Source organism: Aestuariivirga sp. (genome assembly GCF_020252405.1).
In the GTDB taxonomy this organism is placed as follows: Bacteria; Pseudomonadota; Alphaproteobacteria; order Rhizobiales; family Aestuariivirgaceae; genus Aestuariivirga.
Genome location: NZ_JADCDA010000077.1, coordinates 1 through 15,287 on the forward strand (window position 1 = coordinate 1; position 15,287 = coordinate 15,287).

12 protein-coding genes are annotated in these 15,287 nt (G+C 63.1%); 5 read left to right on the forward strand and 7 right to left on the reverse strand.

Features of this window, described 5'->3' with window-relative positions; translation table 11 throughout:
* Positions 1 to 392 precede the first annotated feature (392 nt).
* The 6 genes from IOC69_RS11730 to IOC69_RS11755 all read right to left on the reverse strand — a co-directional run bounded on the left by IOC69_RS11730 (position 393) and on the right by IOC69_RS11755 (position 7,665).
* The gene (locus IOC69_RS11730) at positions 393 to 977 is read right to left on the reverse strand and encodes a TadE/TadG family type IV pilus assembly protein (protein ID WP_290543741.1); all 585 of its coding nucleotides are present in this window, start codon (positions 975 to 977) and stop codon (positions 393 to 395) included.
* A gap of 2 nt (positions 978 to 979) precedes the next feature.
* Positions 980 to 1,552: a TadE/TadG family type IV pilus assembly protein gene (locus IOC69_RS11735; protein WP_290543742.1), complete on the reverse strand. Its 573-nt coding sequence runs from the start codon at positions 1,550 to 1,552 to the stop codon at positions 980 to 982.
* Between the two features lie 92 nt (positions 1,553 to 1,644).
* Positions 1,645 to 2,232: a pilus assembly protein N-terminal domain-containing protein gene (locus tag IOC69_RS11740; RefSeq protein ID WP_290543743.1), complete on the reverse strand. Its 588-nt coding sequence runs from the start codon at positions 2,230 to 2,232 to the stop codon at positions 1,645 to 1,647.
* 501 nt (positions 2,233 to 2,733) lie between these two features.
* Positions 2,734 to 4,836 (reverse strand): alkyl sulfatase dimerization domain-containing protein, encoded by a 2,103-nt coding sequence (locus tag IOC69_RS11745; protein ID WP_290543744.1) that lies wholly within the window; start codon positions 4,834 to 4,836, stop codon positions 2,734 to 2,736.
* Between the two features lie 511 nt (positions 4,837 to 5,347).
* A complete protein-coding gene (locus tag IOC69_RS11750; RefSeq protein WP_290543745.1) occupies positions 5,348 to 6,085 on the reverse strand; it encodes a DUF599 family protein in 738 nt (245 codons plus the stop codon).
* Positions 6,082 to 7,665 carry a peptide chain release factor 3 gene (locus IOC69_RS11755; RefSeq protein WP_290543746.1) on the reverse strand — a complete coding sequence of 528 codons (1,584 nt, stop codon included), beginning with the start codon at positions 7,663 to 7,665 and terminating at the stop codon, positions 6,082 to 6,084. The genes IOC69_RS11750 and IOC69_RS11755 overlap by 4 nt, the downstream gene beginning before the upstream one ends.
* 217 nt (positions 7,666 to 7,882) lie before the next feature.
* Between IOC69_RS11755 and IOC69_RS11760 the strand changes: the two genes are divergently transcribed.
* Complete coding sequence (locus IOC69_RS11760; RefSeq protein WP_290543747.1) at positions 7,883 to 8,830, forward strand: glucokinase; 948 nt, start codon at positions 7,883 to 7,885, stop codon at positions 8,828 to 8,830.
* A 4-nt stretch (positions 8,831 to 8,834) separates the two neighbouring features.
* The gene (gene pncA, locus IOC69_RS11765; protein ID WP_290543748.1) at positions 8,835 to 9,440 is read left to right on the forward strand and encodes a bifunctional nicotinamidase/pyrazinamidase; all 606 of its coding nucleotides are present in this window, start codon (positions 8,835 to 8,837) and stop codon (positions 9,438 to 9,440) included.
* Positions 9,441 to 9,781: 341 nt separating this feature from the next.
* On the opposite strand, the gene IOC69_RS11770 is transcribed toward pncA, so the two are convergent.
* On the reverse strand, positions 9,782 to 11,218 hold the full coding sequence (locus IOC69_RS11770) for an aldehyde dehydrogenase family protein (RefSeq protein WP_290543749.1): 1,437 nt from the start codon (positions 11,216 to 11,218) through the stop codon (positions 9,782 to 9,784).
* Positions 11,219 to 11,459: 241 nt separating this feature from the next.
* Here IOC69_RS11770 and IOC69_RS11775 point away from each other — a divergent pair, with 241 nt between their 5' ends.
* Genes IOC69_RS11775 through IOC69_RS11785 form a run of 3 tightly spaced genes read left to right on the forward strand, consistent with a single transcriptional unit; the run spans position 11,460 to position 14,994 of the window.
* Positions 11,460 to 12,323, forward strand: coding sequence for an NAD(P)-dependent oxidoreductase (locus IOC69_RS11775; protein WP_290543750.1), 864 nt, complete (start codon positions 11,460 to 11,462; stop codon positions 12,321 to 12,323).
* Positions 12,323 to 13,492 (forward strand): pyridoxal phosphate-dependent aminotransferase, encoded by a 1,170-nt coding sequence (locus IOC69_RS11780; protein ID WP_290543751.1) that lies wholly within the window; start codon positions 12,323 to 12,325, stop codon positions 13,490 to 13,492. The genes IOC69_RS11775 and IOC69_RS11780 overlap by 1 nt, the downstream gene beginning before the upstream one ends.
* Positions 13,489 to 14,994, forward strand: a complete 1,506-nt coding sequence (locus IOC69_RS11785; RefSeq protein WP_290543752.1) for an AMP-binding protein — start codon at positions 13,489 to 13,491, stop codon at positions 14,992 to 14,994. The genes IOC69_RS11780 and IOC69_RS11785 overlap by 4 nt, the downstream gene beginning before the upstream one ends.
* Positions 14,995 to 15,287: the final 293 nt, after the last annotated feature.

A 15,287-nucleotide genomic window follows, 5' to 3' on the forward strand; every position in this document is an offset into this window, starting at 1 on the left:
CCACTCCGCGACCATTGTCGTCCTCCCGCCAAAAGCGGCAGGAATCACAAATCTATCGCAGACGCAACTGTAGTACTAAGTATCATCTGGCCGCAAAGCCGCCTCCACTCTTGCGGATCATGTTCGAAGCAGCGCGCCGCAGTTGCGGCGAACCTGAAAACAATCTTAACTCAGGAGACCAGGGCGGGAGCTGTCGCGCAGTGGGCAATCATCGCCGCCGCACCGCGCGGGAAGCATTCCAAGCCCGGCGGTCAATGCCGCCAACTGCACCACGGACAGGGACACTATCCATCGGCCTGCCTCCGTTTTCTTCCTTCATGGCCTCTTTCTTCCCTCACTGTGAAAGAAGCCTCCCTCTTCGAAAAGCGCGAAACAGTCCGAACGACCAAAGCTTATGTACACTTGGCCGATATGCAAAGCGTTTGTGACTCGCGAAGGCCCATCAGCATCTGCCTTTCGATGACCTTGTTATTGAACAGACTGCCCAGCCCCAAGATATTCCCACCGGGCATGGAGAACGGTAAGCAAACCACGGCCAATACCACATCGTTGGTCTGGCTCGTAACCAGTTTGCTGAGGGGAGAGGTGCTGGCGGTATTGGGACTGCTGCAGGCCGTGCCAGTCGGCGACGACCGACGCCAGCGCTCGGTTGCCGTATCGTCCGTGTTGTTCTTCCGATAAAAGTTGTAAACATCGACCCGTACTTTACTGAAATCGATTGGCCGGAGCGACAACTCGACGGCGGTGAAGTAGTCGTCGATGTCCGCAGTTTGAATTGTGTCTTTATTTCGGGTGATGAGATCTGCGGCCAGTTCCGCCGCCGCCTTGACCTTTTGGTTCACAGTCATGAACTGGGTGATGTTTATCGCGCCGATGAACAGCAGCAGCAAGATAGGGAAGATGATGATAAATTCAATCGCGGCGACGCCCCGGTTCCCGCGTGGCCTTGTCCGGATGCGACGCGCGGTTGCGAGCATGATTATTGGCCCTCGTTCCTGAAGACGACGGTCGCCACGAGACGCCTGATGCCTGGGTAAGTGCCAACATTGCCGAACAAAAGCGCAATTCCGGGAAAGGCGAATCTCCAGTCGTAGGTGACGATCAGCGATCCTGTCATGCCCGGACCTCCCGGTTCGTACGTCTCGGTATATGTCGTTGTCCGATTTATTCTTCCAACCTTTGTGGCCGGGTTGGGCATGACTGCCTTTATGTCCGCGAAGGTCGCGCCCTTCCGGACGTCCACGGCTATGTCACTCGTGCAGGACGAGGACGGCATCTTGGCGCAAAGCAGAGTCTTGAATTCGGAGATGTTCTTCTGGGGTGTGGTGGTTGAGTTGTCAATCGGTCCAACGCTCAGAAGCCTGATGCTTCGCGCGGCGCTCTCCGTCGCGAACCGAAGCTGGTTCTGCTTGAGGATGAATGCGCCGGTTTCGAAAACCGCGCTGAACATCAGTATAAAAACGGGGAATACGACGGCGAATTCGATCACGGTGGCGCCCGCCTCGCTCCGGCGCAATCTCCTCCTCGGTGATGGCCACGCCAAGCGTTCCATTCATGAACTCCACCGCAGCCAATCCAATAGCCGCAGCCGCTCACTATAGAGCAGTTCGCGGCGAAACCACAATTAAAGCCAGTACAAAGTCCTTATTGAGAAATGGCAGGTGTTGTATTGGTGATGGTTGTAACCGTGGGCGATACCATCATAGGTTGCGTAACAACAGATCGTGGACCGATCTGTTGCGCGGACGTGTCTTCGCCGATGCCTGGTCCCAATGCAACGCTATTCTTTTGCAAGGCCTGGCCGACGTAGCCTGAGAAGAATTCGGCTGAGTCGCCAATCCGCAGGGCCCGTTCGCAGTCCCTCCGGCACGTGTAGGTCTTGCGCCCATCCGGCGTATACATCGAGACGCTGTAACGGTCCTCGAAGACAACCCGAACCAAATAGTCTCCGAGCTTCCTGCCCTTGGCGTCCAACGCGACGATATTGGTCAGACCCCAGGCCCTGGGGTGAAAAAACAGCGACTGTCCGTCCATGGTGACGTCAGCCACTGAAGGATTTCCGACGACCACCGTTGCCGGAACCTCGGACAGGGTCACAATCATTGACTGGTCGGCTATCAGTACGATTTCCTGCGCCGCATGCACGGCCGGTGCGGCGAAGATCAAGGCTGCCATGCCAAGGCTGACGAATGACAAAATTCGAAGGAAGACATGACGCAACAAACTCAGCATGGGGAACCTTTGGCTTCCGAATGCATGAGATCGTAAAAGAGAAGTGGTGAATCTTCTCTTAAGCGTATTCAAGTTGCAGCAAGCTCAGTTTTCTTGACTTTGTGAATGAAAACTCACGATTTGGGGCGTGCGGGCAGGCCGTCCCCCGTGAATACTCCCCAAGCAACCGATCTCGGATTCTGACCGCGTCGTTTGAGGTCTTCGCTTTCGCAGGAAAGCGGGTGGGTGACCGTGGTCTCCGCGCAATTTCATTTTGCGGCTCGCTGCTGTCGCGAAGCGTGACCCGCTCTGCCGGGAGTAAGGCGAAGGGATTGGGAGATGTTGCCAGTCAAATTGAAGGCGGCAGAATAAATGAGGACGGCAGGATCAGGGCGGGTTCACGATGAGGACGCTCATTCCCGCCATCCATTGGACCGGTCAGGAACCAGGGGCGAGGCGCCGGACCACCCACGATCCGCGCTTCCCGCCACCTGGATGTCCCTCAATTCCGAAACAACCTGGTCACTCCGCGATCGCGGCGCCCGCCACGGCCTCATAGGGATCAACCGCCGCAACAGGTCCAACTTGCTTGGTGCCCGGCAGCACTTCGAAGCGCGGGTCGAAGTCGACCATCGTCGCCGCGAGCTTCGCAAGGATGCTGACATCGCCATCCACCTTGGCGGCGCCGTCCTTGATCTGGTCCTCCAGGGTCTTGGCGCCCATCATGGTCTGCTCAAGGTCAGAGCGGTTGATGGTGAGCGTGAGGTCCGGCTTGTCGGCAAGGAAGCCCTGGATGTTGGTGAGGGTGGCGTTCTGCAACTCGACCACGAATTTTTCGCCGTTGTCCGGCGTGATCAGGTTCATCGTGAAGCGCAGGCCCTCCGCCTTGCGGCTGTCCATGCGGATTGCGAGGAAGTTCAGGAACAACTCGGTCGACATGGCCCGGATCACGTCAGGGCTGCTCGAGTTCGCGGTCTCGCCTTCCGGGATCCCGGTGCGCAGCTCATAGGCGCCGGCAAGGAAGCTGTTGCGGAGACCGGGGTTCTCCTGCTGATAGCCGATCTGCTCGAAGATGTCGGCCAGAAGGTCCCTGGCGGGCTGGTTCGCGGGTTCAGCCTGCACCAGCTTGTTCACGATCTCCTGAGCAAGGAAGTACTTGCCCTCGTTGTGGAGTTCCTGGCCACGCGCCAGGATCCTGTCCGATCCGCCCATCATCTCGACATAGAGCGGAGCGGAGTCACCCGGTGACAAAGGAATGAGGGTGGCGGGGTTACAGTCCCAGAAGCCGAGATAGCGCTGGATAACGCCACGGCTGTTGTGCTGCGGCGAGCCATGATAGCCGCGGCAGAACCACATTTCCTGAAGGCTTTTCGGAACTTCATAGACATTGTGGATCTCGTTGATGGTGACGCCCTGGTTGGCGTAGTGCAGCACCTGGTTGTTCATGTTGGCGTAGAGATCGCGCTGAGCACGCAGAACCTCCTGAATGCGTGCATTGCCCCAGCGCGGCCAGTGATGCGAGGCGAACATCACTTCTGCCTCGAGGCCGAAGCGGAACAACGCCTCGCCGATGTATTTCGACCAGTTGAGCGGATCGCGCACCGGAGCTCCGCGCAAGGTGTATATGTTGTGCAGTGAGGCGATGACATTCTCCGCCATCCACAGCGCCTTCATGTCCGGGATATAGGTGTTCATCTCCCGGGGCGCCTCGGTGTTGGGCGTGTTCTGGAAGATCATGCGAACGCCGTCCACTTCGAACTCCTCGATCGGCTGGGAGACATAGCGCGTCGGCGCAATGAGGCCGACGGAGCCAGCCGACACCGCCTGGCCGAGGCCTTGTCCCACATAGCCATGCGGACTGGCGGGCAGCAGCAGGCCGTACTGGAAGAACAGGCGCCGGTTCATGGCATTGCCCGCGTAGACGTTCTCCGAGATCGTGAACGACATGAAATCGATGGGCGCAATCACCTGGACCTTGCCGGAGCGGACATCTTCCTCGGAGACCAGCCCCCGGATGCCACCCCAATGATCGGCATGGGTATGGGAGTAGATCACGGCCGTCACTGGCAGGCCCTCGCCCCTGTGTTCCTGGAACAGCTTCCAGGCCGCACGCACGGGCTCGGCGCTGACGAGAGTGTCGAAGACGATCCAGCCCGTCTTGCCGCGCACGAACGTGATGTCTGACAGGTCGGCGCCGCGAACCTGATAGATGCCCGGCATCACCTCGTAGAGGCCGTAATTGTTATTGAGCCGCGACTGCCGCAGCAGCGAGGGATGGATGCTGTCGAAGTCCTCCTGCTCGTCGAGGAACTGGAAGCGCTTCATGTCCCAGGCGATGTGCCCGGCGTCGGCCTTGATCTGCAAGTCGGGCATCTCAGCTATGAAACCCTTCTTCTGCTCGTCGAGATCACGCGTATCGCCGAAGGGGAGCGTCGCCTTGGCCTTCTGAAGAATGTCGAGTGTGAACTTTGAAGGCGCCTTGCCCTTGGGGTGGAAATGACCAGCCAACGGGGCGGCGGCATCCTGCGCGAAGGCAGGACTGCCTTCAAGGAGATGCTTGCCGGTTACCGCGAAGGCGGCGCTTGCTGCCGATACGGATCCGAGGAAATGGCGGCGGGTGGTCATGGTGTTCTCCTGTTTGCATTCAATGCGATGGTCCACAAGCGTCAGCATCGTCTTCGAAAAACGCAAGATACTAAAGCATTTTCAAGACAAGCGGACACCGGTTGACCGTCGAAAATGCGACCAGTCACAGAGATAGAGTATGATCCGCAAAATTGGAACGGCTTTTGCGGATCTTGCCCCAGGAGCCATATTCCCGGATCAGTTTTTCCGCGCGTTCGCTTTGTGGCTTGAAAGCCTGTCGGGAATGAACACGTCGCCGGGTTTGGGGGCGGGCTGGCTTTCGGCAATGCCGGGAGCGAACTCACGGTGCGGCATCAGCTTGCCATGCCGGACGCAACCGCGCGGGCGCGGCTTCACAGACCCCGTTTCCCTCCGCAGCTTCAACACATTCACCGCACGCGATGCCGCCGTCCGGAAGCGGCGGGCGGCCGCCCGCCTTATCGAACCGGGGCGCCTTCGGCGCTCATGCCCTTCGCCCATCTCTCAGGGACGGGTGAAGGACCCGCGGCGGCTACCCCTTCACGCTCTTCAGCACGTCCACATATCTGGCGATGGCCACCGCCGTGGGCGAGAAAAGCTGGCGGTAGTAGAGCAGCGCGGTGATGACCAGCGTCGCGGCGATGCAGGCCCAGGGGCCGGCGAAGAGGAACAGCGCCGCCACCGCATAGTAATAGCCGCGAATGCCGGTGTTGATCGAGCGCACGGCCTCCGTCAGAACCACCGCCGACTGTTCGCCCATGATGCGGGCCTGCGGCGAATCCGCCTTCGTCGCCTGCAGTCCGCCGAGCATCGCGAAGGTATAGGCCATCTTGCGGAGCGCATAGGTAAAGGAAAAGAAGCACTGCGCGAGGATGGCGGTGAGCAGAAGGACGCAGAGCGTGAAGAGCTGAAGCGACATCGAATGGTCGATGAAGGCCAGGCCGCGCGTCAGCAGGAAGACGTTGTTGACGTTGGCGAGCGCACCGACGAGGCCCGCCAGCACCAGCAGCGTGCCCGAGCCGAAATAGGAAATCGAGTTCGAGATGTGGCCAAGCAGGATCGCGTCGAAGACACGGTGCTCGCGGCCGGTGTCCTGGTGCACCTCGAGCCAGCGGAGGCGAACCGAGTGGAGTTGCGAGTTCAGCGAGCCGCGGCCGAGACACGCGAGGATCGGCGTATAGAAGCCCCACAGCACAAGGATCAGCACGATGGCCGCGGCATGGGCGAAGCCAAAACCCAGGGGCAGGTACCAGGCGGCCAGCGCTGTCATTGCGGCTTGTGCATTTCCTTGATCTCGGCGGCGCGGATGTCCGGCGCGCGCTCAAGCGTGTAGTTCAGGTTGAACGCCGATTGCGCCATGAACACCGGGTCGCCGTCAAGATCATGCGCGATGGAGAAGCGGTTGCTGGCGATGAACTCGTCCAGCTTCCTGGGGTCGTCGCAGGAAATCCAGCGCATGACCTCATAGCGCGCGGGCTCGAAGCTGACCGGGACGCCATATTCATTCGCCAGCCTGTCCGCCAGCACGTCGAGCTGCAGCGCACCAACCACACCCACGATGGCGGGAGAGCCATCGGCCGGGATGAAGAGCTGGACAACGCCCTCCTCAGCCAGCTGCTCCAGCGCCTCGCGCAGTTTCTTGGCCTTCATCGGGTCGCCGAGCTTCACGCGGCGCAGGATTTCCGGCGCGAAGCTGGGAACGCCGGTGAACACCACGTCCTCGCCTTCCGTCAGCGTGTCGCCGATGCGCAGCAGGCCGTGGTTGGGAATGCCGACCACATCGCCCGCGAAGGCCTCATCCGCAATGGAACGGTCCTGCGCGAAGAAGAACTGCGGGGCGTTGAGCGCCACCGTCTTGCCGGTGCGCACGAGTTTCGCCTTCATGCCGCGCGTCAGCTTGCCCGACGCGAGGCGCATGAAGGCGATGCGGTCCCGGTGGTTCGGGTCCATATTGGCCTGTATCTTGAAGACGATGCCGGTCATCTTCGGTTCGGTTGCATGCACCACGCGGCCGGCCGCCTGCTGGTCACGCGGCGGCGGTGCATAGGCGATGAGCGCCTCCAGAAGGTCGCGCACGCCGAAGTTCTTCAAGGCCGAGCCGAAATAGACGGGCGAGAGATGGCCCTCGAGAAAAGCCCGCCGGTCGAAGCTGGTGCACAGGTCCTTCACCAGGCCGATCTCGTCGCGCCACCTGGCGAAGGTGTCAGGCCGAACCAGCGTGGGGATCAGCGGATCATCAGGACCGGAGACGGGAACGCCTTCCGGGTCCTGCTCGATCTGGCGGACGCGCGGGGAGTTGAGGTCATAGGTGCCCGCGAAATCCTTGCCCTGGCCGATGGGCCAGACCATGGGAGCGACACTGAGGGCCAGGCCCTTCTCGATCTCGTCCAGAAGATCGAGCGGGTCGCGCGCTTCGCGGTCCATCTTGTTGACGAAGGTGATGATGGGAATGTCGCGCAGGCGGCAGATCTCGAACAGCTTGCGGGTGCGGGCCTCGATGCCCTTGGCGGCGTCGATGACCATGACGGCGGCATCGACCGCGGTGAGCGTGCGGTAGGTGTCTTCCGAGAAGTCCTCGTGGCCCGGCGTGTCGAGCAGGTTGAAGACCGTGCCGTCATATTCGAAGGTCATGACGGAAGTGACGACCGAGATGCCGCGGGCGCGCTCGATCGACATCCAGTCGGAGCGGGTGCGGCGGCGGTCGCCCTTGGCGCGGACCTGGCCTGCGAGCTGGATGGCGCCGCCGAACAGCAGGAGCTTTTCGGTCAGCGTGGTCTTGCCCGCGTCCGGGTGGGAGATGATGGCGAAGGTGCGCCGGCGCGCCACTTCCTGCTCGAGCGGGTTGGTCACGGAAAACCTGAGCTTTGAGGGGTTGCGGGCTTCCTAAAGCATGATCCGCAAAAGTGGAACCGGTTTTGCGACAAGATCATGCTCAGGCTTTTGATCCGGCGCATGGTCTGTTCAGGCGATTCCGCCTGAACGGAACATGCGCTGGACGGGTTTGGGGGGAGGGTAAAGCTTGCCGAAATCCGGCTTCCGTGGCAGTTGAGGGGCCGGGGGAAAAGCCATGACGGAACTGGCGCTTGTCGGCGATATCGGAGGCACCAATTCGCGCTTCGGGCTGGTCGCGCCCGGGACGACGCGGGTGGCGCATGTCGCCGTCCAGAAGAACGACGATTTTGCCTCGCTGGAGGACTCGATCGCGGCCTATGTGAAGGCCAGGGGGGTTTCGCGGCTCGCAGGCGCGGCCATCGCGGTGGCAGGCCCGGTCGAGGGCGAAGTTGTGCACCTCACCAACCGCAATTGGAGCTTCACCCGCGAGTCGCTGCGGAAGGCGGCCGGTGCGAAGGCGTTCCGCCTGCTCAACGACTTCGAGGCGCTGGCGCTGGCGCTGCCCCACCTTGACGGCGAGGACGTGGTGCGGATCGGCGGCGATCTGCCGCGGAAGCCTGCCGTCAAGATCGTGCTGGGGCCGGGCACCGGGCTCGGCATGGCGACGCTGGCGCCGCTGCCGCAAGGAGGCTGGATGGCGCTGCCGGGCGAGGTGGGCCACATCACGCTGCCCGTGGTCACGCAGGAGGAATTCGACTGGCGCGCGCGCATGTCGAAGCCCGGCGTGCTGTTCGAATCGGAGGATGCCATCACCGGGGGCGGGCTGCTGCGCATGTATCGGGCTGCGACGGCCGAGCCGGTGCTGGATACGCCCGAGGCCGTGCTGCAAGCCGCACTGGCGGGAACGGATGCAGCGGCGGTGAAAACGCTGGACCAGTTCATCGTCTGGCTTGCCCGCGTGGCGGGGGATGCGGCAATGACCATGCAGGCGAGGGGCGGGGTCTACCTCGCGGGCGGCATCGCGCCGTCGATCATTGGCAAGTTGCAGTCCGGGCCCTTCCGGTCCGTCTTCGAGGACAAGGGGCGGCTGGCCTTCGTGATGAAGCCGATCCCGGTCTATGTGATCATCGACAGGTTCCCGGCCCTCAAGGGCTGTGCCGCCGCCATCGCCGGCATGAGGTGAAGCCATGTGGAACGACACCGATGTCCTTCTCGTCATCGACGTGCAGAACGATTTCTGCCCCGGCGGCAAGCTGGCGGTTCCGGGCGGCAACGAGGTTGTGCCGCTCATCAACCGCCTCGCCCGCGGCTTCCGCCATGTGGTGCTGACGCAGGACTGGCACCCCGCCCAGCACAAGTCATTCGCCACTCAGCACCCGGCCGGGAAGCCCTTCGAAACCGCCATGATGCATTACGGCCACCAGACACTGTGGCCCGACCACTGCGTGCAGGACACGCCTGGCGCGGCGTTTCACAAGGACCTTCACATTCCCAATGCCGAATTGATCATCCGCAAGGGTTTCCGCGAAGAGATCGACAGCTATTCGGCCTTCTTCGAGAATGACCGCACGACGCCCACGGGGCTTGGCGGCTATCTCAGGGAGCGCGGCTTCGAGAAGGTGGTCTGCGCCGGCCTCGCCTTCGACTATTGCGTGCGCTTCTCGGCGGAGGATGCGCGCAAGCTGGGCTTCGAGACGGAAGTGATCGAGGCGGCCTGCCGGTCGATCGACCTCGATGGATCGGCGGACGCCGCGCGCAAGAGCTTCCAGGAACAGGGGATCGCGCTGGTTTGACGAGACGCTCCCGTCATCCGCTCCAGCGCGTTATGGCTTCTCCCGCCTGCGGGAAGGGACGTTAACGGCTCACGCCAGCGTATAAGCCGTGGTATAAACGTCTTGGTATTGGCTGAACGTAAAAAAGAGTAATTGGAACGTCGGCTCTTCGCAGAGCGCGCCTTTCATGTATTCGCGGATCGTGTGGATGATCGCGGCCGACTATCTCTTCTTTGGCGACGTGCCGGCGCCTGCAGACTGATAAGCCCGGACCTGATCCGGGCATCCTCTCCGCGGCTGCCAAGAAGGATGGCTGGGTCAAGCCCGGCCAAGGTGAGATATCATGTGAGATCTTTCGGGTCCTACGCCAGCGTGTAGGCCGTCTTGACGGCCGTATAGAACTCCGCCGCAAAACGCCCCTGCTCGCGCGCGCCATAGCTCGAGCCCTTACGGCCGCCGAAGGGCACGTGATAGTCCACACCGGCGGTGGCGAGGTTCACCATCACCATGCCCGCCGCCGACTTCTTGCGGAAATCGGTGGCGTATTTCAGCGACGTCGTGACGATGCCGGAGGACAGGCCGAAGGCGGTGTCGTTGGCCACATTCAGCGCCTCGTCATAGCTGTCGACCTTGATCACCGAGGCAACGGGGCCGAACACCTCCTCGCGGTTGATGCGCATGTCGTTCCTGGTGCCGATGAACAGCGCGGGGCTGAGGTAGAAGCCCCTGGTGTCGCGGTTCAGCCGCTCGCCGCCCCAGGCAAGTTCGCCGCCCTCGCCGCGCGCGATCTCGATGTAGCGTTCGTCCTGCGCCAACTGGCTCTCGTCAACCACGGGGCCGATGACGGTGCCGTCCTTCAGCGCGTGATCGACCTTCAGCTTCTTCATGCCCTCCACCATGCGCCCGACAAAGGCATCATGCACCTTCGACTGCACGATGAGGCGCGAGGACGCCGTGCAGCGCTGGCCGGTCTGGTAAAAGGCGCCGTCAAGCGCCGCCGCCACCGCGATGTCGAGGTCGGCGTCATCGAGCACCACGAGCGGATTCTTGCCGCCCATCTCGAGCTGGAACCTGGCCCCGCGCGCGGCGCAGGCCATGGCAACCTTGCCGCCGGTCTCGACCGAACCCGTGAAGGAAATGGCGTTCACGTCACGCGACTCGAGCAATGTCTGACCCACCACCGAGCCGCGGCCCATGACGAGGTTGAACACGCCCCTCGGGATCCCCGACCGCGAGACGATTTCGGAGAGCGCCCAGGCCGAACCCGGCACGAGGTCGGCGGGCTTGAACACCACGGCATTGCCGAAGGCCAGCGCCGGCGCCATCTTCCAGGCCGGAATGGCGATGGGGAAGTTCCATGGGCAGATGAGGCCCGCGACGCCCACCGCCTCGCGCGTGACGGTCACGTCCACGCCGGGACGGACGGAGGAAACGGCAATGCCCTCGACGCGCAGCGCCTCCTGGGCGAAGAATTTGAAGATCTGCGCCGCGCGCATCGTTTCGGCGATGCCGTTGGCCAGCGGCTTTCCCTCCTCGCGCGACAGGAGGCGGCCGATCTCGTCCTTGCGGGCGAGGAGCTCGGCGCCGATGAATTCCAGCGCATCGGCGCGGGCCTGCGGCGTGGCGGCGGCCCAGGCGGGCTGCGCGGCCCTGGCCGAGGCGATGGCGGCCTCCGTCTGCGCCTTGTCGGCCTGGGCATATTCGCCGACGATGTCGCTGACATCGGAGGGGTTGATGTTCTCGCGGACGCCCTTGCCCTCCAGCCATTCGCCATTGATCAAATTGCGGTGCAGCGCCATAGTGAGAAACTCCCGGTTCGTTTGTTTGCCTTCATCGTCCTCTCCTGCGAAGCGGGAGAGGAGGGGGCCCCAACGAAGTTGGGGTAGGTGAGGGAAAGCGGGCCCAGACGACATGCGAAGCCCGTTTTCCCTCATCTCCCCGTTGCTTATCCAGCAACGGGTCCCTTCTTCTCCCGCTGAAGAAGCGGGAGAAGACGTCGGTTCACAGCCTGCTTAATGGCGGCAAAGAAGTGAGGCAAGCATGCATGTCGGCCTGATCGGGGCGGGAATGATGGGCCATGGCATGGCCGCCAACCTGCTGAAACATGGCCACCAGCTGAGCGTGATCGCCCACCGCAACCGCGCGCCCATCGAGGACCTCGTGGCGAAGGGGGCGCGCGAGGCAAAGTCCCTTCAGGACATCGCGCAGGCCGGGGCGATCCTGCTCTGCGTCACCACCTCGAAAGTGGTGGAGGACACGATCGGGCAGCTCAGGCCGCATCTGCGGGCAGGCCAGATCATTATGGATGCGGGCACCTCCGCCCCCGCCGCCACGAGGAAACTGGCGCATGAGTTGCAGGCGCTGGGCGTCGCCTATGCCGACATCCCGCTCACCGGCGGGCCGGAGCAGGCCGAACAGGGCACGCTCGGCGTGCTGTGCGGGGCGAGCCCTGAGACCTTCGCCCGCATCTCCCCCCTGCTCGGCTGCTTCGCCACCACGATCCGCCGTTTCGGGCCGCCGGGCAGCGGCCACACGGCGAAGCTCATGTCCAACTATCTCGTCACCGGCATGGTGGCGCTGGTGGCGGAGACCTTTGGCGCGGCGCGCGCCGCGGCGATCGACTGGAAGGACCTCTATGAGGCGATGCTCAATGGATCCGGCAATTCCGGCGTGCTGCGCAAGATGGTGGAGCCGGCGCTGAAGGGCGATTTCGACGGCTATCGTTTCGCGCTTGCGAATGCGGCGAAGGACATCGGCTATTATGCCGAACTGGCCGGGGAGCTGGGTTGCGGTTCGAAGCTGACGGATTGCGTTGCGGAGATCTTCGCCCGCGCCGTAGAAACAGGCCATGGCGGACGAAACGTCAGCCAAATGCTGAACCCCGCAACCGATAATGTGAGCTGATGCTGAAGATCAATCCTGCCGTGGCGGCCATCGAGGAAGAGACCGCCTTCACTGTCATGGACCGCGCCAACGCACTGCGCGCGGAGGGCCACCCGGTCATCAATCTTGGCATCGGCCAGCCCGACTTCCAGCCGCCGAAGCACATTCTGGAGGCTGCCGGAAAGGCGGTGCGCGACGGACCGCATGGCTATACCAGCCCGCAGGGGTTGCCGGCACTGCGCGATGCCGTGGCGCAATATGTGGGCGGTCGCTTCGGGGTTCCGGTGACGGGCGATGAGGTGGTCATCGTGCCGGGCGGCAAGGTGACCTTCTATTTCGCCTGCCAGATCTTCGGCGGACCGGGTGCGGAAATCCTCTACCCCGATCCGGGCTTCCCGCCCTACCGCGATGCGGCGCGCTCCAGCGGCGCCACGCCCGTGGCCTACCCCATCCGCGAGGAGAAGGACTTCGGCTTCGATGCCGAAGAGGTGCTCTCCCTGATCACGCCGGCCACGCGCCTCATCATCATCAACTCGCCGGCGAATCCGACTGGCGGCGTGGTCTCGCGCGGGGAGATCACCAGGCTGGCGCATGGGCTGGCCAGGCACCCGGACGTCGCGGTGCTGTCGGACGAAATCTACAGCCACCAGGTCTATGATGGCGCCGATTTCGTGAGCTTCCTCTCCTTCCCGGAACTCCGCGACCGCACCATCATCCTCGATGGCTGGTCGAAGACATTCGCGATGACGGGCTGGCGGCTCGGCTTCGGCATCTGGCCCAGGCGCCTGATCGAATATGTGAAGAAACTGATCACGGTGGACCACTCCTGCACCTCGGTTGCAACCCAGATGGGCGGTCTTGCGGCGATCACCGGGCCGATGGACGAGATCGAGGGCTTCCGCCGGAGCTTCCAGAAGCGCCGCGACCTGGTTGTGAAAGGCCTCAATGACATCAAGGGTGTGCGCTGCCGCGTGCCGGGCGGCGCCTTCTATGCCTTCCCCAACATCACCGGCTCCGGCTGGCAATCGCGCGACCTCGCGCGCGAGCTGCTCGACAAGGCCTATGTGGCGCTGATCTTCGGCGAAAGCTTCGGCCAGAACGGCAAGGGCTTCATGCGGCTGTCCTATGCCGCGAGCGAGGCCGATCTGGCGGAGGCGCTGAAGCGGATGAAGGCGTTCATCGAGGCATGAGCGGCAACCTCTACGCCCGCTTCGAACAGGTGTTCGGGGCGAACGCCCCGCGCATCGCGCTGCGCTCCGCCGATGGCGCGGCGGCGCTGACCTTCGGCGGGCTTGCGCGCGGCGCATCGCGCTATGCCAATGCCCTTGGCGCGCTCGGCGTGGAGCCGGGCGACCGGGTTACGGTGCAGGCGGAAAAATCCGTCGCCAATGTGCTGCTCTATCTCGCCACGCTGAAGGTTGGCGCGGTCTACCAGCCGCTCAACACGGCCTACACCGCGGCGGAAGTCGCCTATTTCGTCGCGGATGCCCAGCCGAAGCTGATCGTCTGCGATCCCGCGCGCCAGGCGGAGATGCGGGCCCTGGGCGACAGATCGAAGGTCTTCGCCGTGGTGAACCTCGATCAGGAGGGGAACGGTTCGCTTGCAACGATGGCCGCGACGATGGATGACCGGCACGAGACAGCGCCGCGCGATGGCGACGATCTCGCGGGCCTTCTCTACACCTCCGGCACCACCGGCCGCTCCAAAGGCGCGATGATCACCCATGCCAATCTGGAGTCCAATGCCGGGACGCTGGTGGACCTCTGGCGCATAACACCGGGCGACACGCTGCTGCATGCGCTGCCGATCTTTCATGTGCATGGGCTTTTCGTGGCGTTGAACACGGCCTTTCTCTCCGCCGCGTCCACGATCTGGCTCAACAGGTTCGACGTCAGGGCGATGATTGCGGCGATGCCGGACGCGACCTTGATGATGGGCGTGCCTTCCTTCTACACGCGGCTCCTCGCGGAACCGGCCTTCACGGGCGACACCGCGCGCAACATGCGGCTCTTCATCTCCGGCTCCGCCCCGCTGCTTGCGGACACGCATAAAGCCTTCCAGGCGCGCTCGGGCCACGCCATCCTCGAACGCTATGGCATGACGGAAACGGGCATGATCGCCTCCAACCCCCATGACGGCGCGCGCGTGCCCGGCACTGTGGGCTTCGCATTGCCGGGCGTCTCGGTGCGCATCCGCGGCGCGCAGCCGGGGGTTCTCGAAGTGACGGGCCCCAACGTCTTCAAGGGTTACTGGCGCATGCCGGAGAAGACGCGCGAGGAGTTCACCGCGGATCGCTGGTTCATCACCGGCGACGTGGGCGCCATCGATGCGGAAGGACGCGTGTCGATCGTGGGCCGCGCCAGGGACCTCATCATATCGGGGGGCTTGAACGTCTACCCGAAGGAAATCGAGGACGCGCTCGATGCGATTCCCCACATCGGCGAGAGCGCGGTCATCGGCGTGCCGCACCCGGACTTCGGCGAAGGCGTTGTCGCGGTGGTGACCGCCAGGACGGAGCTGCCGCCGGAGGCGGAGATCATTGCCGCGCTGTCAGCCTCGCTCGCCAGGTTCAAGGTGCCGAAGCGCATTTTCGAAGTGGCGGAGCTGCCGCGCAACGCCATGGGCAAGGTGCAGAAGGCGGAACTGCGCAAGCGATATGCGGCGACCTTCGGCTCATTGAGCATCATGTGAGCGAATGGGCCTATGCTAAAGCATTTTCAGGTCAAGTGGACACCGGTTGACCGTCGAGAACGCGACCAAACAAGAGCGTCGGGCGGTCAATTGACTCCATGAGGGTTCCCCCTCCCCACAAAGCCCCGCCGTCGTCTTTCCTCTCCCCCACCGGGTGTACAGACCGGAGACAAGGGTAACACCTGTTCGGGGACATGGGTAACACATTTGCCTGACTTTCAGGGAGGTGGGCGATGCCATGGGGAGCTATGTCGGTGATGGAGTTGAGGCGTGAGTTTTGCGCGTTGGCGAGC